The organism is Thermus sp. FJN-A, assembly GCF_054655095.1.
On record NZ_BAAHSC010000194.1, the window covers coordinates 15,269 to 33,957 of the forward strand.

The 18,689-nt window shown below is 65.3% G+C and carries 17 protein-coding genes; 16 read left to right on the forward strand and 1 reads right to left on the reverse strand.

Translation table 11 applies throughout. The annotated features are described in order from the left end of the window. Positions 1-55 precede the first annotated feature (55 nt). Positions 56-265, forward strand: a complete 210-nt coding sequence (locus ACYQ0J_RS09460) for a CDGSH iron-sulfur domain-containing protein (protein WP_460171901.1) — start codon at positions 56-58, stop codon at positions 263-265. A 43-nt stretch (positions 266-308) separates the two neighbouring features. Beyond that, entirely contained in the window at positions 309-1,268 is a 960-nt protein-coding gene (locus ACYQ0J_RS09465) for an aldo/keto reductase family protein (RefSeq protein ID WP_460171902.1), read from the forward strand. On the opposite strand, the gene ACYQ0J_RS09470 is transcribed toward ACYQ0J_RS09465, so the two are convergent. After that, positions 1,265-1,882: a hypothetical protein gene (locus tag ACYQ0J_RS09470; protein ID WP_460171903.1), complete on the reverse strand. Its 618-nt coding sequence runs from the start codon at positions 1,880-1,882 to the stop codon at positions 1,265-1,267. The genes ACYQ0J_RS09465 and ACYQ0J_RS09470 overlap by 4 nt on opposite strands. 57 nt (positions 1,883-1,939) lie before the next feature. On the opposite strand from ACYQ0J_RS09470, the gene ACYQ0J_RS09475 reads away from it, so the two are divergent. From ACYQ0J_RS09475 to ACYQ0J_RS09540, 14 genes are all read left to right on the forward strand, one after another. Next, positions 1,940-3,184, forward strand: a complete 1,245-nt coding sequence (locus tag ACYQ0J_RS09475; RefSeq protein WP_460171904.1) for an MFS transporter — start codon at positions 1,940-1,942, stop codon at positions 3,182-3,184. 56 nt (positions 3,185-3,240) lie between these two features. Further along, positions 3,241-4,707, forward strand: coding sequence for a hypothetical protein (locus tag ACYQ0J_RS09480; RefSeq protein ID WP_460171905.1), 1,467 nt, complete (start codon positions 3,241-3,243; stop codon positions 4,705-4,707). A 388-nt stretch (positions 4,708-5,095) separates the two neighbouring features. Next, complete coding sequence (locus tag ACYQ0J_RS09485; RefSeq protein ID WP_460171906.1) at positions 5,096-5,716, forward strand: 7-cyano-7-deazaguanine synthase; 621 nt, start codon at positions 5,096-5,098, stop codon at positions 5,714-5,716. Positions 5,717-5,760: 44 nt separating this feature from the next. After that, positions 5,761-6,642 carry an ATP-binding cassette domain-containing protein gene (locus ACYQ0J_RS09490; RefSeq protein ID WP_460171907.1) on the forward strand — a complete coding sequence of 294 codons (882 nt, stop codon included), beginning with the start codon at positions 5,761-5,763 and terminating at the stop codon, positions 6,640-6,642. Between the two features lie 209 nt (positions 6,643-6,851). Further along, the gene (locus ACYQ0J_RS09495; protein ID WP_460171908.1) at positions 6,852-7,358 is read left to right on the forward strand and encodes an ABC transporter permease; all 507 of its coding nucleotides are present in this window, start codon (positions 6,852-6,854) and stop codon (positions 7,356-7,358) included. A gap of 1 nt (position 7,359) precedes the next feature. After that, the gene (locus ACYQ0J_RS09500) at positions 7,360-8,121 is read left to right on the forward strand and encodes an ABC-2 family transporter protein (protein ID WP_460171909.1); all 762 of its coding nucleotides are present in this window, start codon (positions 7,360-7,362) and stop codon (positions 8,119-8,121) included. 2 nt (positions 8,122-8,123) lie between these two features. Further along, entirely contained in the window at positions 8,124-8,672 is a 549-nt protein-coding gene (locus tag ACYQ0J_RS09505) for a GNAT family N-acetyltransferase (RefSeq protein ID WP_460171910.1), read from the forward strand. 259 nt (positions 8,673-8,931) lie between these two features. Next, positions 8,932-10,062, forward strand: a complete 1,131-nt coding sequence (locus ACYQ0J_RS09510) for an MFS transporter (RefSeq protein ID WP_460171911.1) — start codon at positions 8,932-8,934, stop codon at positions 10,060-10,062. Between the two features lie 224 nt (positions 10,063-10,286). Next, entirely contained in the window at positions 10,287-11,132 is an 846-nt protein-coding gene (locus tag ACYQ0J_RS09515) for a hypothetical protein (RefSeq protein WP_460171912.1), read from the forward strand. Between the two features lie 92 nt (positions 11,133-11,224). Beyond that, positions 11,225-12,349, forward strand: a complete 1,125-nt coding sequence (locus ACYQ0J_RS09520; RefSeq protein ID WP_460171913.1) for an MFS transporter — start codon at positions 11,225-11,227, stop codon at positions 12,347-12,349. A 231-nt stretch (positions 12,350-12,580) separates the two neighbouring features. Continuing rightward, a complete protein-coding gene (locus tag ACYQ0J_RS09525; RefSeq protein ID WP_460171914.1) occupies positions 12,581-13,732 on the forward strand; it encodes an MFS transporter in 1,152 nt (383 codons plus the stop codon). Next, positions 13,729-14,883, forward strand: a complete 1,155-nt coding sequence (locus ACYQ0J_RS09530; RefSeq protein ID WP_460171915.1) for a hypothetical protein — start codon at positions 13,729-13,731, stop codon at positions 14,881-14,883. The genes ACYQ0J_RS09525 and ACYQ0J_RS09530 overlap by 4 nt, the downstream gene beginning before the upstream one ends. A gap of 66 nt (positions 14,884-14,949) precedes the next feature. Continuing rightward, positions 14,950-16,086 (forward strand): MFS transporter, encoded by a 1,137-nt coding sequence (locus ACYQ0J_RS09535; protein ID WP_460171916.1) that lies wholly within the window; start codon positions 14,950-14,952, stop codon positions 16,084-16,086. 869 nt (positions 16,087-16,955) lie between these two features. Then, positions 16,956-18,644, forward strand: a complete 1,689-nt coding sequence (locus ACYQ0J_RS09540) for an ABC transporter ATP-binding protein (protein WP_460171917.1) — start codon at positions 16,956-16,958, stop codon at positions 18,642-18,644. Positions 18,645-18,689 lie beyond the last annotated feature (45 nt).

Here is an 18,689-nt window from a genome sequence, read left to right on the forward strand (position 1 = left end):
CGGAGAGCATACCATGAACCGGAGGAACCCTGGGCTTTTCCGGTAAAGTGAGGGCATGCGGCTGGAGTTTCTGGAAAACGGCCCCATCCGGGTGGAGGGAAAACGCTTCGTGGTGCGCGTGGGGGAAAGGGAGGAGGTCCTGGAGCGCCCCCGGGTCTTCCTCTGCCGCTGCGGGGGCTCGGGGAACAAGCCCTTCTGCGACGGCACCCACAAACGGATCGGCTTCCAGGCCCCGGCGGGGGTCCTGGAGGTGGAGGGGGACTGACCCGCTGGTCAATCCCGGCCCGAGGGGGTAGACTTCAGGGGCTATGGGCGCCATGCGCTACCGGAAGCTCGGCCAGTGGGGCCTCAAGGTCTCGGAGATCTCCCTGGGGGCCTGGGTCACCTTCGGGGACGCGGTGAAGGACAAGGAGACGGTCCGGGAGATCGTCAAGATCGCCTACGAGGGCGGGGTAAACTTCTTTGACAACGCCGACGTCTACGCCAAGGGCCTGGCGGAGGAGGTCATGGGGGAGGTCCTCAAGGAGTTCCCCCGGCACACCCTGGTCCTCTCCACCAAGGCCTACTGGCCCATGTCCGAGGACGTGAACGACCGGGGCCTGAGCCGCAAGCACCTCCTGGAGAGCATCACGAAAAGCCTCAAGCGGCTCAAGACCGACTACGTGGACCTCTTCTTCGCCCACCGCTTTGACCCCGAGGTGCCCATGGAGGAGATCGTCCACGCCATGCACACCATCGTGGAGAAGGGCTACGCCCTCTACTGGGGCACCTCGGAGTGGCCCGCGGCCAGGATCGCCGAGGCGGTGACCTTCGCAAGGGCGAATGGCCTCCACCCCCCCGTGGTGGAGCAGCCCCAGTACTCCATGCTCTACCGGGAAAGGGTGGAAGGGGAGATCCTCCCCGAGGCGGAGCGCTTCGGGATGGGCCTCGTGGTCTGGAGCCCGCTCGCCATGGGCATGCTCACGGGGCGGTACGACCAGGGCATCCCCGAGGAAAGCCGCTTCGCCCGCTACCCCCAGTTCGGCGAGCGCTACCTCACCGAGGAAAACCGGAGGAAGGTGCTGAGGCTCAAGGAGGTGGCGGACGCGCTGGGCCTCACCCGCACCCAGCTGGCCCTGGCCTGGGTGCTGAGGCTTCCCGGGGTCTCTAGCGCCATCACCGGGGCCACCCGCCCGGAGCAGATCCGGGAGAGCCTGGGGGCCGCCGGGGTGGACCTGCCCCAGGAGGCCTTGGAGAAGATAGAGGCCATCCTGAAGGGCGAGGCCTAAGGCGCCGGGGCCAGGCCCAGGTGGAGGAGGTAGCGGGCCTGGCCCTCTTCCTTGCGGGCCTCCGCCAGGGCGGCGTACCGGTGGTAAAGCGCCAGCAGTTCCCGCTGCAGGGCCTTGGCCTCCTCCCGCCTCAGGTAAAGCCCGGCGCTCCAGAGGTTCACTAGGGGAGGGAAGTCCTCGGCCAGGATGTCGGGCTCCTCCTCGGCCCCGAACACCAGCAGCCCCTCCGGGTTGAGGAAGACCCGCAAGACCACCCCGTAGCCGGGATCGTGGGCTTCCAGGGCCTTCTGCCACTCCTCCTGCCAGCTCTGGGCGCCCTCGAGGGCTTGCATCACCCTCTCCGGCACCAGCTCCCGGGGAATGCGAAAGTCCGTGTCCACCGCCCGGTAAAGCCGGACGGGCCTCCCCCGGCGGGGCAGGCGCCCCACCTCCCGCAAAAGCCCCGCCCTCAGAAAAAGCCCCACCCGGTAGTGGGCCCTTTGCAGGCTGATTCCCCGGGCCTGGGCCAGGTCCTTCACCGCAGCCGGGCCCTTCATAAAGGGCTTGAGGCAAACCGCCATCTCGGGATCGGCCAGGAGGCGTGCGGCTAAGGGGTTTTCCACCTGGAAAGGCATGTTTCTACTCTAAATCTCCCCTTGCGACTGGAGTAGAGGGGTAGGAAAAGTGAGCCCATGCAGGGTTTCGCCGCCTTCCGCCTCCTCTGGCTGGGCCAGGCCCTGGCCCTTCTGGGCCGGGAGATGACCTGGTTCGCCCTTACCCTTTACGCCTACGGGAAGACGGGCCAGGCCACCACCCTCTCCCTCCTCGGCTTCTTCCACTTCTTGCCCCTCATCCTCCTCTCCCCCCTGGCGGGGGTCCTGGTGGACCGCTACCCCCGGAAGTGGGCCATGCTGGCCGCGGACCTCGGCGGGGGGGTGGCCACGGGGTTTCTCCTCCTCCTGTTCCTCCTGGGGCGCCTCGAGGTCTGGCCCCTCTACCTGGTCTCCGCCCTCACGGGGGCCCTCTCCAGCCTGCACTGGCCCGCCCTCTCCGCCGCCCTTTCCGCCATGCTGGAGAAGAGGGACTACGCCCGGGCCAGCGGCATGATGAGCCTGGCGGAGTCCCTGGCCGGGGTGGGCGCCCCCGTCCTGGCAGCTGCCCTCCTCAAGCCCTTGGGCCTTGGGGGCATCTTCGCCCTGGACCTCCTGGGAGCGGGCGCCGCGGTCCTCACCCTCCTCCTGGTGCCCATCCCCAGCCCCCCGCCCCGGACCGGGGCCAGGACCTCCCTAAGGGAAGAAGCCCTCTACGGCTTCCGCTTCATCCTGGAAAGGCCCCCTCTCCTCGGCCTCCAGCTCATGTTCTTCGGCATCAACTTCCTCAGCACCCTGGCCGTCACCGTCCTGCCCGCCATGGTCCTGGCCAAGACGGGGATGTCGGAGGCGGCCTTGGCCCTGGTGCGCTCCGCCGCGGGGCTTGGCGGGGTGGCGGGGGGGCTTCTCCTCTCGGTGTGGGGCGGCCCCAAGAAGCGGGTCCACGGGGTGTTCCTGGGCATGGCCTTCTCCAGCCTGGCCCTGGCCCTCATGGGGGTGGTGGAGGGTCCTGGCGCTTGGGCAACCCTGGCTTTTCTGGAAAGCCTATTTATCCCGGTGCTCAACGGGTCCAACCAGGCCATCTGGCAGGCCAAGGTGCCGCTTTCCGTCCAGGGCAAGGTCTTCGCCGCCCGGCGCATGATCGCCTGGTTCGCCAACCCCATGGGGATGGTCCTGGCAGGCCCCCTGGCGGACCGGGTCTTCGCCCCCCGGTACGGGCAAGGGGAGGGCATCGCCCTCATGCTCCTCCTCTTCGGGAGCCTGGGGGTCCTCTGGGGGCTTTCCGGCTACCTCCTCCCAAGGGTGCGGGAGGCGGAAAACCTCCTCCCCGACGCCAAGGCGGACTAGGGCGGCACAGGGCGCCCCGCACAAACGGGGAAGGAGTAAGCTAGTAGGCTGCTCCCATGGAGCCCCTTCCCCTCCGCCTCCTGGAAAGGGGCCAGGACCAGGAGGCGGAAGCCCTCCTCCAAAGCCCCCAAGAAGGCCTCCTGGAAGCCGAGCGCCTGGCTATCCTGGGCTTTCTTGAGGGCCGCAAGGGGAACCTCGCCGCCTACCGGGCCCTGGCCCTGGAGGCCGCCCAAAGGGCCCAGACCCCCCTCACCCTCTACCACCTGGGCCTGGCCCTGCCCCCAAGGGCGGGGGCCCTGGCCCTGGAGGAGGCCCTGCGCCGCTTCCGGGGAGACCCCAAGGCAGAAGCCCGGATCCACCTGGCCTTGGCCGTGGCCCTGGAGCGCCTGGGCCGGCCCGAGGCCCTGGGCCACGCCGCCCTCGCCCGCCTCAGGGACCCTTCCCCCTGGAACGTCCTCCACCACCTCCGCCTGGAGCTCTTCTTCGGCACCCTGCCCCCCCTGGAGGTCCTGGAGGAGGCGGAGCCCTTCCTGCCCCACCCCTTCCCGGGGGTGCGGATGCTGGCGGGGCACACCCTGGCCCTGGCCCACCTCCTCCGGGGAAGCCCGAAGCGGGCAAAAAACCTCCTCCGGGGCCTCCTCCCCCGCTTGGAGCCGCAAAACCTCGCGAGCTTCCTCGTCCTCGGGGCCCTGGCCCTGGACCCCCCCGAGGCCCGGCTCCTCCTGGAGGGGGCCTGGGCCTTCCTGCCCCGGGAGGGGTGGCCCTGGGGCTTCTACCTCCTCGCCCGGGGGCTCGTGGCGGGGGACGCGGCCCACCTCCTCGCCGCCCACGGCCATTTGCGGGAGGACGGGGCCCTCTACGCCCTCCTCTCCGAGTCCCGCCTGGAGGCCCTCGGGGTGGGGGTGGAGGACCCCCTGGCCCCCAGGCTCGCCCCCGCCCTCCGCCCGGAGGCCCGGGCCTTCCTCCTGGGCCAGGCGGAAGCCCCCCTCCTCCGTTTCCTCGGGGGAGGCCCCCTCCCCTCCCTGGGCCCCCGGGGCACGGAGGCCCTGGCCCTCCTCCTCGCCCACGGGGAGGGCCTTCCGGGGGAGGCCCTGGCTTTGGCCCTCTACGGGGAGCCCAACCTGGGGGCCCTGAAGGTCCTCCTCCACCGCCTGCGGCAAAGGGGCTTCCGCATCTCCTGTGCCCCTTACCGCCTGGAAAACCCTCCCCCCTCGGACCTCGGGGCCTTCCTTAAGGCCCTCTCCCGGGGGGACCTGAAGGAGGCCTTGGCCCGCTACCAAGGCCCCCTCCTCCCCTGGAGCCAGGCCCCGGGGGTGGAAGAACTCCGCCTGGAGCTGGAGGAAACCCTGAGGCAGGCGGTGCTGGCCCAGGGCGACACGGAAAACCTCTTCCTCCTGGCCGAGCGCCTGGGGGAGGACCTGGAGGTGTGGGAAGCCCTCCTGGAGAGGCTACCCCCCCAGGACCCCCGCCGCTCCATCGCCCAGGCCCGGATTACGCGGCTCCGCCGGGAGTACGGGGTGTGATACCACCCCATGCTGGCTTGCGCCAGCATGGGGGCCCCGGCAAAAGGTTGCAGCGGAAATTTTCGGCAGTAGGTGAGCGCACAAAGCAGGAAAAAGAGTGTGAGCCCGGGGGAACGCAGTAGGGGCCCCAGCAGGCCAGGCTGGGCCTAGGGGCTAGGGCCAGGGCGAGGAGCCAGCCCAAGAGGAGAAGCCAAAGCCTCTTGCCCCTCATGCCCCCAATGTGCCCCAAGGGGGGTTACGCGGGGGGCCTAGGGTTACGCCAGGTTACGCGGGAGGCCAGCTATGGAACCCCTTCCACGTAACCCCCGCGTAACCTCCCCCCTGCTACCCTGGGGCTAACCCGGAAGGGAAGCTCCCTCCGGGTCAGAGGTTAGAGGAGGGATGAGGCATGAAAAGGCTGGTGATGCTCAGCGGCGGAGTAGATTCCAGCGTCCTCCTGTACAAGCTCAAGAAGCAGGACAGGCTGGAAGGTCTCGGGGCAGTTTACCTGGACCTGGGTACCCCTCCCGCCGATAGGGAGTGGAGGGCGGTGGAAAAGGTGGCTTCTCGCCTTGGCGTCGCCGTCTACCGGAATCGCGTGCCTCACTTTGAGCTGGGAGATCGCTTCTTTAGCCCACCGGAGCTGGCCTTCCCCGGCGGGGAACCGATACAGGCAGGCTGGACGGACCCTTGCACGATGACCCCCATTGTGGGGTCCCTAGCAGCCAGGATGGGGGTGGAGGAAGTCCATCTGGGCATCATCAAGGATGATTTCGCTTCCCACCCCAAGCTGGAAGAGTACCTCGCCCTCGTGAAGGCATTCTTGGAGTTCAACCGGGTCCAGCTCAGGATGCCCCTCCGAGGACTTTCCAAGCAAGAAGTGGTGACTTTGGGCTACGAGCTTGGAGTGCCCCTTGAAGAGACGTGGAGTTGCGTCGCCTCGGGCGAAGCCCCGTGCGGAGTATGCGGCCCATGCATTGCCCGTGAGGAGGCCTTCGCCCGTGTAGGCGCCAAGGTCCCAGTTCGGTGATCCCTGAGGAAGCCAAGCCCGTCGTAGAAGCCCGCAGCTTAGGGGTGACCTTCCGGAGGGCTGCGGAAGAGGTACAGGCTCTCCGAGGGGTCACGTTTAGCCTTAACCCTGGAGAGGGCCTGGCCCTTCTCGGAGGGAACGGGGCTGGCAAGTCCACCCTGATCCGGGTCCTGGCTGGCCTCATTCTGCCCAGGGAGGGGGAGGCCCGGCTTTGGGGGCTGAATCCTTGGCGCTTCCGCACCCGCCTGGCCCGCCGTTATGGCCTTGTCCTGGGTGGGCGGTCCCGTCTCTCACCCCTCCTTTCTGTGCAGGAGAATCTTGAGCTCTGGGGAGCGCTTTACGGGCTCCCAAGGACACGCACCAAGCATAGAATTCAGGAATTGGCAGAGGCTTTAGGCCTCAACCCCTTCCTCAAGGTAGCCGCTTCTCGCCTTTCCCTAGGGCAACGCAACCGTGCGGAACTGGCCTTGGCCCTTCTGCACGAACCGGAGCTTCTTCTCCTGGACGAGCCTTTTATCGGGTTAGACGCGTTAGGGCGTAAGCATCTTTTAGAGATCCTAGAAGGGCTTAGGGCCAGCCGGGGTACCACCCTGATCCTAGCCTCCCACGAGCTCTCGGGCGTGGAGAGAGTCCTAGGCCGGGCCCTGGTCTTGCGGCGCGGAGAGATAGCCTTCTTGGGAAACCTGACCACCCTCCGGACCAGCTTAAACTTCCGCCGGGTCAAGGTGTTCTTCCACGAACCCTTTCGGGGAAGTCCTCCTCCGGGAACCTCCGTTGCCCAGGGGGGACATGTTTTGGAGGCTAAGGTTCCCCCGGAGGAAATCCCGGTTCTTTTGTCCCGGATGCTCACTTTAGGAAGCGTCCGTGAAATCACCGTCCAGGAGCCCACTCTGGAGGAGGTGATGGAGGCGTGGCTCCGCACCTAACTATTCTGGGATTCCATCTAAGAGAGGCTTGGAGAGGTTGGCCGGGAACAGGGCTATACCTTGTGTATACCCTAATTGTCTACGTGGTGCTTTTCTCCCTTTGGGGAAGCCTGGAAGCGCCGCCCTGGGTCATAGGATACCTGTTAACGGCGGAGGCCCTCTACATGGGGGTGCCCAGGTTTTGGGGCCAACTTCACCAAGAGGCCCGTATGGGAGACCTGGCCCTTCGCTTGGCTCTTCCATACCCCTTCGCTGTTCTTCGTTTCCAGCGCTACCTAGCTACTGCCCTCTTCCAAGTGCCTTTGGTCGCCGCTATAGGCGGGATGGTGATCTGGGCTCTGGGCACCCCCTTCACCCTGACTCTTTGGAGCCTTCCGGCGCTGGCTTTAAGTCTAATCCTGAACTTTTTGCTGGAGCTTACCTTTGCCCTACTCACCTTCCGAGCTACCTCGCCTATGGCCCTCGGGGTCCTCCTAGAGATGTTGCGGCTCCTAGGGGGAGCTGTGGTGCTGCCCCTGGAGTTCTGGCCCGCAGAAAGGGATCTCCTTCTGCTACAGCCCTTGGCCGCAACCTTCTACCTTCCGGCCCGGGTGGCTGCAGGAGGTGAACCGGCTTGGCTCCTTGTGAGCCTGGGTTGGATCCTAGTCTTCATAGCTGTTCTGGTCCGCCTCTTCCCTCGGGCCTTGGCCGCTTTGTCGCGAAGGGGGGAGGTATAACATGGAAGCCTGGCTGCGGTTCTTTAGAGCCTGGCCCTCTCTGTTACGAGGCCGCTTCTTGGAGGCACGACAGGACCCTACAGGCTTCTGGGCAAGCATCCTGGCCAGGCTACTCAATAACAGCCTCTGGCTTTTGGTCTTTCACCTCTTCTTCTTACACTTTCCGGAAGTCCGGGGATTCCGCTTTGAGGATCTAGTGCTCACCTGGGCGATGGTCTTCGGTGCCCTGGGCATTTTGCAGGCGGTTTGGGGCGGGGTACTGAGCCTGGCCCACCTGGCGGAAACAGGGGAGCTAGAAGCCCACCTCCCGCTCCCTCTACCTCCCCTGCCCTATCTCCTTTCCCTTCGCCTGCAGCCCACAGGCTTAGGTGACCTTCTATGGTCCGTGGGCGTTCTGGCTATCCTCGATGTTAACTGGCTCTACGCCCTAGCCGCCCTGCTGGGTGCTTCCTTGGTGGCCCTGGGCTTCTTCCTCACCCTGGCCGCGGCCTCCCTTTGGGGCCTCAGGACGCAAAGCCTTCTTCCGGTGGCCTATGCTGGCCTCGTCCAGTTTGCCACCTGGCCTCCTAACGTATACAAACCCACCATCAAGGCACTTTTGCTTAGTATTCTTCCAGCTTTCTGGCTAGGTCCACTTCCCGCAAAGGCCGTTTATGAGGGTTCCGGGCTCGCCACACTCTGGGCCTTAGGCTGCGGATTTGCCGCCTTGGGAAGCGTAACCTTTGGGATGGGCCTGCGGCGCTACGTAGCTCCGGGGGGGTAGAAATGTTCGTGGGGGAAAAGATCCGTTTGGATCCTATACAGCGTGCCCATTTACCAAAAATCATTTCGTGGATGTACAAGGAGGACATTATCGCACGTGCATTCTTCGGGGATCCTCTGCCCAGGTCGCTAGAAGAGATGGAAGCCTGGCTCCAGCAACTTCGGACCAATCCAAACGCCAGAGTCCTCGCCGTTATCCACCGTGAAACGGAAGAAATCGTGGGTGAGGTTGCCCTTCAGCCGATAGACTGGCGGAACCGTTCTGCGTTTTTTGCCATAATCTTAGGGGAAGAGTCCAGGCGGGGCGAGGGTGTAGGTACCGAGGCAGCTCGCCTGGCACTGCGGTATGCCTTCGAAGGGCTAAACCTGCACCGTGTAGAGGCCAATGTACTTAGTTCTAACGAGGCTTCTATCCGCCTCTTAAAGCGGGTCGGCTTTCTTTGGGAAGGGAGGCGAAGAGCTTCTATTTGGAAATCTCGGCAATGGGAAGACATGGAGATCTACGGGATAACGGCAGAAGATTGGTACGGCCTCCCAGATGAAAGGGTGTAGGGCTTGCTGGGTAAGAAGGTTTCCTTTAGCTCTCAACCTTCGAGCATCAGCAGTATACCCAGGATTTTGTAGAGATTTAGGCCCAACTTTCCCTACCGTCATAGGATTGACGCTGAGAAGGGTGAAGAATGTAGATGCTCAAGGAGGTGCAGGAGGTCAAGGTCGGCGGCCGGGCGCGGCGGGTGCATGTGAGGCCCCTCGCCGGGGGTTTGGAGAACCCCTCCCACATGGAGTGGGGGGCTTCTTGAACTAGCTGAGCGTGCTCTTACTTACCACAATCTTGTTTTTGGCCAGCTGTGCCGGGGGGGCCGTGGGCACCGCGGCCGCCCTTTATCTTGCTCACCTAGACAACCCCCTCTACTTGGGCCTGCAGCACGCCATTGGCTGGGGAGTCTCCGTCTTAGCTCTCCTCACAGGCTACCTCCTCGATCGGATAGACCGCAGAAAAGCCCTTCTCTTCGGGCTTCTCTCGGGCAGTTTCCTGCGCTTCCTTTTAGGGGCAAGCCTGGGGCTTATCGGTCCTTGGGCCTTCCTTGGCCTTTACCTAGCAGGCAACATCTTCGAGCTCTTCCTGGAGGTCCGGGTCCTGGTGCCTAGACTCGTGCCGCAGGAACGGGAGAAGGCCCATGGGCGTCTTTACACGGCAAGCCTCCTTGCCGACCTTCTCGGCGCCCCCTTGGGCGCCTTCCTCTTCGTCCAGAACCCCTCCTGGCCCTTTTTCCTCGGGGGCGCGCTAAGCTTTATGGCCCTTCACTTCGCCGCCAGGCTCCCTCCTATACCGCCCCTTGGCAAAGCCTCCCCGGGGGTGCTGGCCGGCCTGAGGTGGCTGTACCAGGAAGCCTTCTTTCGTCGGCTAGCCGGAATGGTCCTTGGAGCCAGCTTCCTCCGGGTCATGCCCTTCGCCCTCCTTCCCCTTTGGGCCCTCGAGGTCGGGTACGGGCCCGTGGGGTATGGGCTCCTCAGCACCGCCTTCTCCTTAGGCGGGGCCTTAGGGGGGCTTCTGGCAGGAAGGCTTAAGGGAAGGAGGCCGCAGAGGGTGCTCGGCCTCCTTTTCCTCCTAGATGCCGGGGCCATCCTGGGGTTGCTCCTCAAGCCCCCCCTGCCCCTGGGCCTGCTCCTCGTGGCCCTCCTGGGGATGAGCGCTATCCTTTTGGGAGTTCAGGAGGTGGTGCTAAGGCAGGCCTTGGCCCCGGATGCCCTGCTGGGCCGGGTAGGGGGTGGAATGAGGTTCCTTAGCGGCTCGGCCGGGCTTTTGGGGGCACTTTTGGCGGGGGTAGTGGGGGGAAAGGTGGGCTTGGAGGAAGTCTATCTGGGAGCGGGGCTTGGGTTTCTCCTCCTGGCTTTGGCCGCCTGGGGCCTCCTCGGCCAAATTGGGAGGGGGGCCCGGTGACCTCCTGGGGGCGCTTTTGTGCTTCGCCTCCCTTCTCCTCCTCGGCCCCACGGCCCGGCTAGCCCGTCAGGAGCCCCGCCGCCAGAGGGGCCGGATTTGGCGAGGGCCTGGGGCCCTGGTTACGGGGGGCCACGCGGGATGCTGGCCGTGGAACCTTTTCCACGTAACCTCCGCGTAACCTCCCCCCTGCTACCCTGAGGCTAACCCGGAAGGGGGTGAAGGCGATGCTCAAGGAGGTGCAAGCCAAGAGGTCATTGGGGCATAGCCAGAATGGATTCTGGCCGCAAGTGCACATCTTTGCGGAAGGTCTGGCGTATCCGACCCACATGGAGTGGACTCCCCAAGGGCGTTTGCTGATCTCCGAACGAAACCGCGGTCGCATTCTTGACATCACAGAAGGAGGCAGGGCGGAAAAAGCAACCACTATTGCCGAAAATCTAGAAGGACCAGCCAGCATTCTGCCCACGGAGGAAGGCCTTTTCGTTGCTGAAACCTGGGGGGGAAGGGTTACCTTCCTTGACCTCACGGATGGCTCCAGCAAGGTTCATGCCCTTGATCTGAGGTGGCCCTATTCCCTTACTACGGCGCAACTAGACGGCGAGGAAAGGATTTTTGTAAGTGAGTTGGTCGCTCCTCTTTTCGGCCAACTGACCGACATCACAGAGGGTGGGGGGAGGGAAAAGCATCTCCCTTACGTCAAGGAAATACCCTATGCGAGCCCCGTTTATTACCAAGAACCGGGGGCCCACGGGTACCAGTTTAGGCCCCAAGTGATGATGGGGTGCGAAAGTGCACCTTGGACTAAGCGCCTTGCGGACGGATCTCTAATCTTAGAGGCCAATTTTGTGATCTTCAAAGTGCCCAAAGGAGGCGGACGGTTCGCTGATATCCTGTCGGACGATAAGAATGTGATTGCTAGGGGCCTGCGTTTTACGGGAGGAATGACGCAGCATCCGGTAAATGGGCTAATCTACGCCGTTGATCCACCTGCAGGTACTGTATTTGCATTGGACCCTGAAAAACCCGGTGACTACCGACACGTACCGCCTGTGGTCCAAGGTCTCAACTGACCGAGTTGCGTAAGGTTCAGTCCTGACGGCAAGGAAATGTTCGTTTGTTCCTTCTCCTCAGGTGTAATCTACCTGGTGCGTAACTTTTGCGCTTGAGGCGATTCTTTCTTGCCGAGGGCCTGAGAACTTTAGGGGAAGGCCTCTTCACCCTTCCCCTCTTCGTCCTTTTCGCCCTCTCAGGGGGTCCCGCCTGGCAAGCCACCCTTCCTTTCACCCTACAGCGGATCGCCGGGCTCCTCGCCCTTCCCCTAGGCGCCTTGGCGGACAGGATTCCAAGAAGGGAGCTTTTGGCCGTTGCGCTAACGCTTCAGGCTCTGACAGCCCTGGGCCTGCTCCTGAAAACCCCGATCCTGCTTGTCCTCTGTGGAGCGCTTTTCTTTGCCCTTTCAACCCTAGCGGGGCTCACGGCCTCGGCCTACCTGGCGGACTTGGCAGGCAGGGAGGGCTTGGAGAAAGCGCGGGGCAGGACGGCGGCGGTCCACATCGCGGTGGACACCTTGAAAGATCCCTTCGCCGGCATCCTCGTAACCCGGACATTCTGGTTGCCCCCCTTCCTGGCACTTATGGCCCTCTTCAGCGCCGCCCTTCTCTATCGCTCCCTTCCTTCGGAAAAGGCACCCACGCCGAAGAAACACTTCCGCTTTACAGAAGTCTGGGAAGGTGTACGCTTCCTCTGGCAGGTCCCTATACTGCGGCCTGTCGTGGTCGCCGAAACCACCTATGCCTTTGTTTTCGCTCTGGTAGTCAGCTTATTGCCCTTTTTGCTTCTAAGAGTCCTGGAGGAAAGCCCCCTCGTCTACGGCATCGTCTCGTCCCTCTTGGGCATAGGGAGTTTCCTGGGAAGCCTCCTCGGTGGGGAGCTTTCGCAGCGGGTTGGGAGGGGGAGGGTCCTTATGCTCGCCCTCCTTTCGGGAACCGGGGCCTGCCTGATCCTAGGTGGGGCTTCCCACTGGGTCTGGGTAGGGCTAGGGGCGTTTCTTCTCGGCCTCGGCAGCCTGGCCTTCTTCGTGGTGGCCGGGGCCATCCGACTGGGAGAAGCCCCCCCGGAGCTTCGGGGCCGGGTGGCGGGAGGCTTTCTCTTCCTGAGCGGGGCCCTGGCCCCCTTAGGCCCCCTCCTGGGCGGGGCCCTGGCGGGGGTGGCCCTCCCCCTTCCCTTCCTCCTGGCCGGGGGGCTCCTCCTCACCCTCGCCCCCTTGGCGGGAAAGGGGTGGCGGTGAAGAACGAGGCCCCGGGCATCCTCGGGGAGGGCACGGAACCCTGGTCACGGGCGTTACGCGGGAGGCCAGCTATGGAACCCCTTCCACGTAACCCCCGCGTAACCTCCCCCCTGCTACCCTGGGGCTAACCCGGAAGGGGGTGAAGAAGATGCTCAAGGAGGTGCAGGAGGTCAAGGCCGGCGGCCGGACGCGGGAGGGCCACATGAGGTCCTTCGCTGGGAGCCTTCCAGCTTGCGGGGGAGGTACCTTTTCGCCGAGTCGGTAGGCGTCTTCGGGGGGAGCCTGGCCTTCACGGGCCTCGGGCTCCTCCTAGGCCTCGGGGGAGAGCCCTGGGTCCTGGCCCTTCTGGCGGCCCTCCCCTACCTCACCCTGCCCCTGGACCTCCTCGCCGGTCTCCTTCTGGACCGGCTGGACCGCAGGACCCTCCTCCTCGCAGGGGTCTGGCTTAGGGCCGGGATCCTGGGCCTCCTCGCCCTCCTCCCCAAGGAACCCCTCTTCCTCCTCCCCCTGGCCTTCCTCTTCCAGGCCGTCTTGGCCCTGGACCTCCCCGCCTGGCACGCCCTCCTGGTCCGCCTGGCCCGGGGCAGGCTAGAGCGGGAAGGGGGAAGGCTTCAGGCGGCCCAGCTCCTCGGGGACGGCCTGGGGGACCTCCTGGCCCCTCCCCTCCTTCTCCTGGCCAAGCCCCTGCCCTTCGCCCTGGGAGGCCTCCTCCTCGCGGGGGAGGGCCTTCTCCTCCGGAACCTCCCCCCCTACCCGCCCCCACGGGCGGCGAAGGGGGAGGGTTTTACTTTGAGGGCCCTCCTCGCGGGGCTCGCCTTCCTCCTCGGGGACAGGCGGCTCGTTCCCCTCACCCTCTACGCCCTGGCCCTGAGCTTCCTCTCCGGGCTGGCCCTGGCTCTCCTCCCCCTCCTGGCCCTGGCCCAGGGGACGCCCCCTGTCCTCTACGGCCTCTACCCCTTGGGCCTCTCCCTGGGGGGCTTCCTGGGAAGCCTCGCGGCGGGAAGGGTAGGGCCTTGCCTGGGGATTTGGGGCGGGCACGGGCTGAGGGTCTTGGGGCTTGCCCTCCTCCTCCTGCCCTTTCCTTTCGGGCCTCTGGGCGCTTTCCTTGTGGGCGGGGGAGGTGCCTTAAGTGGGGTCCACCTACGGGCCTACCGGCAGCGCCTCGCACCGGAGGCCCTCCTGGGCCGGGCGCAGGCGGGGGCGGTGGCCCTCCTCTCCCTGGGGAGCCTCCTCGGCACCCTCCTGGCGGGGGGCTTGGGGGCCCTTGGCCCCCGGGTGCCCCTCCTTACCGCCCTCTTGGGCCTCCTTCTCCTCCTGCCCTTGGCCCTGGGGCCCATGGGGTGCGGGCGGCTCCTCTCCCTGAGGGAGGGGAGGTCCCCGTGAGGTTTCCCTTCCATAACGGGGCCCTCTTGGCCGAGGCCCTGAGCGACCTCGGGGCCTCCTTAGGCTTTAGCGCCCTCGCTCTGGAAGTGGCCCGCACGGGGGAAGCCTTCTGGGTGGGCTTCTTCGCCGCCTTGGGCTACCTTACCCTAGGGCCCCTTCTCCTCCTCAGCCCCTGGGTGGAGCGGCGAGGCCTGGCCCGGGCTCTCCTGGAGTTGCGCCTGGCCCGGGGCCTCATCTTCCTCCCCCTTCCCTTCCTGCCGCGGGAAGCCGCCCTCCTGGTCCTCTACGCTTACCCCCTTATGGTCCTCACCGACCTGGCCATCGTGGCCTGGGAAGGCCTCCTGGTGCGGAGAGGCCGGGACAGGCTGGCGGAAAGGAGCGGCAAGCTCTACGCCGCCTGGGAGGCGGGGGGGCTGGTGGGGGTAGGCCTCGGCCCCGCCCTCTTCGCCCTCCATCCCGCCCTCCCTTACCTCCTTGCCGCCGGGATCCTCCTCCTGGCCTGGGCCCTCCTCCGCCCCGCCCTCACCGGGGAGAAGGAGGAGAGGGAGGAGGCGGCGAGGCCCGAGGCCCTGGGGCGGTCCCTCCGTCGCCTCCTGGCCCATGCCCCCCTCAGGCCCTATCTCCTTCTTTCCCTCCTCTTTACCCTGGCCCACGCCCTCACCACCGCCCTTCTGGGCCTTCTGGCCCTTCGGGCGGGCACCCCGGAAGCCCTCTTCGGCCTGGTCTTCGTGCTGCAAAGCCTGGGGTACACCCTGGGAAGCTACTTTGCCGGGCGGGTCCCACCGGCCCCGGCCTTTAGGCTGGGCCCGCTAGGGGCAGCCCTCGGGGGGATGGGCTTTCTCCTGCCCTTTCCCCTCCTCCTCGCCGCCCCTCCCCTGCTAGGCCTGGCGGTGGCCCTCCTCAGCACCCACCTGCGGGCGGTGCGGGGCTGGCTCCTGCCCAAGGAGGGCCTGGCCCCAAGCCTCGCCGCCATCCGGGCCCTCCTCTACGGGGCCGGGGCCCTGGGGGGCCTGGGGGCGGGGGTCCTGGGCAAGGGGAATCCAGCCCTGCCCCTCCTCCTAGGAGCCCTGGGATTCCTGGTCCTTCTCCCCTTCGCCCTAGGACCCCTGCACCCTAGGCGACTGGAGGCCTTAAGGCAAGAAGTAGGGTAGGAAACTGGGACAAGGAGAGTCTACCCCCTCTCGTTTTTGGCCCGTTTCCGGCTAGCCTGTAGGCGTATGACGCTAGCCCTCCTCCTCTGGCTGGAAGCCTTCCGCCTCTTCGGAGCGGGGTTCTTCTACTTCGCCCACGCCGCCCTAACCGCTCTTGGGGCCTTGAGCCCCCTAGCGGCCAGCTTAGCCCTGACCTTCCGCCTCCTGGCCGAGCCCCTCTTCGCCCTCTACGGGGGGCATCTGGCCGACCGGTTGCCCAGGGGAAGGCTCCTCTTCCTGGCCGCCTTGGGCCAAGGAGGGCTCACCCTGGCCCTCCTTCCTCTCCTCGCCACCCCCGTCCTCTTCCCCCTCTACCTCTTGGGCTTCCTCTTCGCCTTCCTGGAGGCCCTGCGGATGGTGGCCGCCGGGGCCCTCCTCGCCGATCTCCTCCCCAAGGAGACCCTGGCCCAGGCCCGGGGGCAGCTCGGAGCCCTCTACACCGCCGCCGACGCCCTTTCTGACCTGGCCGCGGGTCTCCTCTTCACCCGAAGCCGCCCCTGGACCGTTGGCCTGGGAAGCGGGCTCCTCTTCCTCGCGGCCGGGCTCTACCGCGCCCTTCCCCTGCCCCCAAGATCCTCGGTAAGACCAGAGGGGGGAAGCCTCTTGGGCTTGCGCTTCCTTTGGGAAAGCCCCTCCCTCCGTCCTCTCCTGCTCCAGGAGGCCCTCCTGGGCCTGGCCTACGCCTTCTTCGCCGGCCTCCTGCCCTTTGTGGTTTTGCGGGGCTTGGGGGAGGCCTCCTGGGTCCTGGGCCTCCTGGGCGCAGTCCAGAGCCTCGGGGGGGCTTTGGGAGGGCTCCTGGTAGGGGCGGTCCTGGGGCGGTTAGGAGAAGGAGGTACCCTGAGGCTCGCCCTGGGCCTCGCGGGGCTAGGCCTCCTGGGGACCGCCCTGCTTCCCCCCTGGCCCCTCCTCGCGGGTTTGACCTTTCTCCTGGGGGCTGGGGGCGCCCTCTTCGGCGCGGTGGCCGGGGCGGTGCGCCTGAGCCAGGCCCCCCCGGAGCTTCGGGGCCGGGTGGCGGGAGGCTTTCTCTTCCTGAGCGGGGCCCTGGCCCCCTTAGGCCCCCTCCTGGGCGGGGCCCTGGCGGGGGTGGCCCTCCCCCTCCCCTTCCTCCTGGCCGGGGGGCTACTCCTCGTCCTCGCTCCCTTGGCTGGAAAGGGGTGGCGGTGAGGAACGAGGCCCTGAGCATCCTCGGGGAGGGCCTGGGATCCTGGTTACGGGGGTTACGCGGGAGGCTAGCTATGGAATCCTTTCCACGTAACCCCCGCGTAACCTCCCCCCTGATACCCTGGGGCTAATATGGAAAGGGGTGAAGCTAATGATAGTTTACACCGTTACTCAGCTCCTTCGGCGAGCTGGGAAAGGAAGTGAACAACGCTTTTACGCGGTGGAAGGGACTTTCCCGTCGTAGAGGGCATGACGCTGGAGGTCGGCGATACCCTTGAAACGCGGGACGGCCTCCTGGAGGTCAGGGATAGCTACGGCCTGTTCCTCCGCTTGGGGCCGTCCTCGGAGCTTGCGTACCTTATACCATCCCCAAGGAGGCGTCCTTGCTCGGCCCGCTGAGGGACCCGCTCTGGTCTTCTTCGGCGAGGTCTTTAAGTTTCGGCACTATGTGCGGCCACTGGAAGTGGTGGCTTGCGGGAAATACCGCACCTCGTGCTGGTACTGCCCGGCAAATGTGTACGCCCGCAACCTGGACACCCATAGGGATGCTTTTTACGCGCTATTGGGGGAAGTCCTCATCTGGGAGTGGGATGAAAGCGGTCAACCCTTTGACATCGTAAGTATCCCCGAGGGATACAAAGCGGTGCTCCGCCACGACCCTACCCAGCCTATGCGGAACCGCTATGCTGTGGAGGACATGGTGCCAGTTTCGGAAAAGGAGTGGGAATACATAGCTTCTAACTACATGAATCCTATGCGTTGGATTTCTCGTCCGCAGGAGGTGGTTGGGGCTGGGTAAAAAACCTCTCTGGCGCCTGCTGTTCCCTGCGCTCCGGCACATCTTCCACGCAAGCCCTAGGGAAAGCACTCTTTTGCTTACGCTCCTGGCCCTGGGAGGGCTGGTGCCGGTGGCGGTGCTGGGCCTCACCCGGGCCTTGGTGGACCAGCTGGCGGCCACGCTGGGGGGTAGTTCCCTCACCCCGGCCCTCCTTTGGCCGCTGGTGGGGTTAGCGCTGGCTTTAGGCCTGGACTTCCTCTTCACCCCCTGGGTGGCCTACCTGCAAGGTTCGGTGAACGAAAAGCTCACCGCTCGGGTTCACCTGCTCCTTATGGAGAAGGCGGCCGGTACGCCGGACCTGACCCCCTTTGAGGATCCCCGCTTTCACGATGAGCTTCAGGTACTGCGCGACCAGGCCCCTTATCAGCCCCTTAACCTGCTGGTTTTCCTGGGCAACGCTTTCCGTGAGGTCCTCACCGTCCTCGGGGTTCTTTTTTTGCTATTTGGGCTAGCCCCGTTCTTCCCCCTGCTCCTACTTTTGGCCACCCTGCCCCAGGCCTGGCTCACCTTTCGGCTCCAGAAGGGGGTGTGGGAGGCCCTACTCTTTGGAGCCCCCGAGGCCCGGCGGATGCGCTACTTTGCCGAGGTGCTCCTGAGTCCTGAGGCCGCTAAAGAAGTGCGGTTATTCGGTCTTTTGCCCTTCTTCCGCAGACGTTACCTCGAGGCCTTCCATAGTTTCTACCAAAGCCTACGCCACGCACGAGGCCGCCAGGCCCTAGGGACCAGTCTGCTGGTGCTGCTGAGCGCACTTTTCACGGCTCTTGCCCTCCTAGTGGGACTGCGCCAGACCCTCTTGGGAGGGAGCCTGGGCAGCCTAGTGCTCCTCTTGCAGTCGGTGGGAAGCCTTCAGCAAAACCTGTACGCCCTAGTCCAGGACGGGGGCATGCTGTACGAAAGCCTGCTGTACTTTGAAAGGCTGGAGGGCTTTCTGGCTAGGCCTGCTTCCCTGGCGGACACCGGACGGGGCAGGAAGGTTAAGGGTTTTGAGGAGATCCGTTTTGAAGGGGTGGGGTTCTGCTACCCTGGCGGGAAGCGGGCGCTTGCGGGGGTCTCCTTTACCCTCCGACGGGGGGAATGCCTGGCCCTGGTGGGGGAAAACGGGGCGGGCAAGACCACCTTAGTGAAGCTCCTCCGCTTCTACGACCCCACGGAGGGCCGCATCCTGGTGGACGGGATTGACCTCCGGGAAATAGACCTGAAGGCCTGGCGCGCTCTTATCGCCGCAGTCTTCCAGGACTTTGGCCGCTACGCCTTAACCCTTGAGGAAAATGTCACCCTTTCCCACCCAGACACCAAGCCCGATCCCAAGCGGGTCGCAGAGGCTTTCCGTCTTGGCGGAGCTTGGGAGCTCCTCCAACGGCTTGGCCCCCAGGCCCTCCTGTCCAGAGCCTTTGGCGGCGTAGAGCTTTCCCTGGGGGAGTGGCAGCGGGTTGCCCTCTCACGTGCCTTCTTCCGTAAGGCAGAGATTTTGGTGTTGGACGAGCCCACGGCCTCGCTGGATCCCAAAGAGGAGGCCCATCTCTACAGGCGATTCGCCGAGATGGCCGGGGGTAAGACGGCTATCCTCATCACCCACCGCCTGGGCTCGGTGCGCATGGCGGATCGGATCCTCGTCCTGCAGGAGGGCCGGTTGGTGGAAGAAGGGACCCATGAGGAGTTGTTGCAGAAGAATGGCGCCTACGCCGAGCTTTGGCGACTCCAGGCCCAGCTTTACGAGGCCTAAGGAGCTCTGGGCCTTCCCTCCCTCACTGGGCAAGCGGCGTAAACT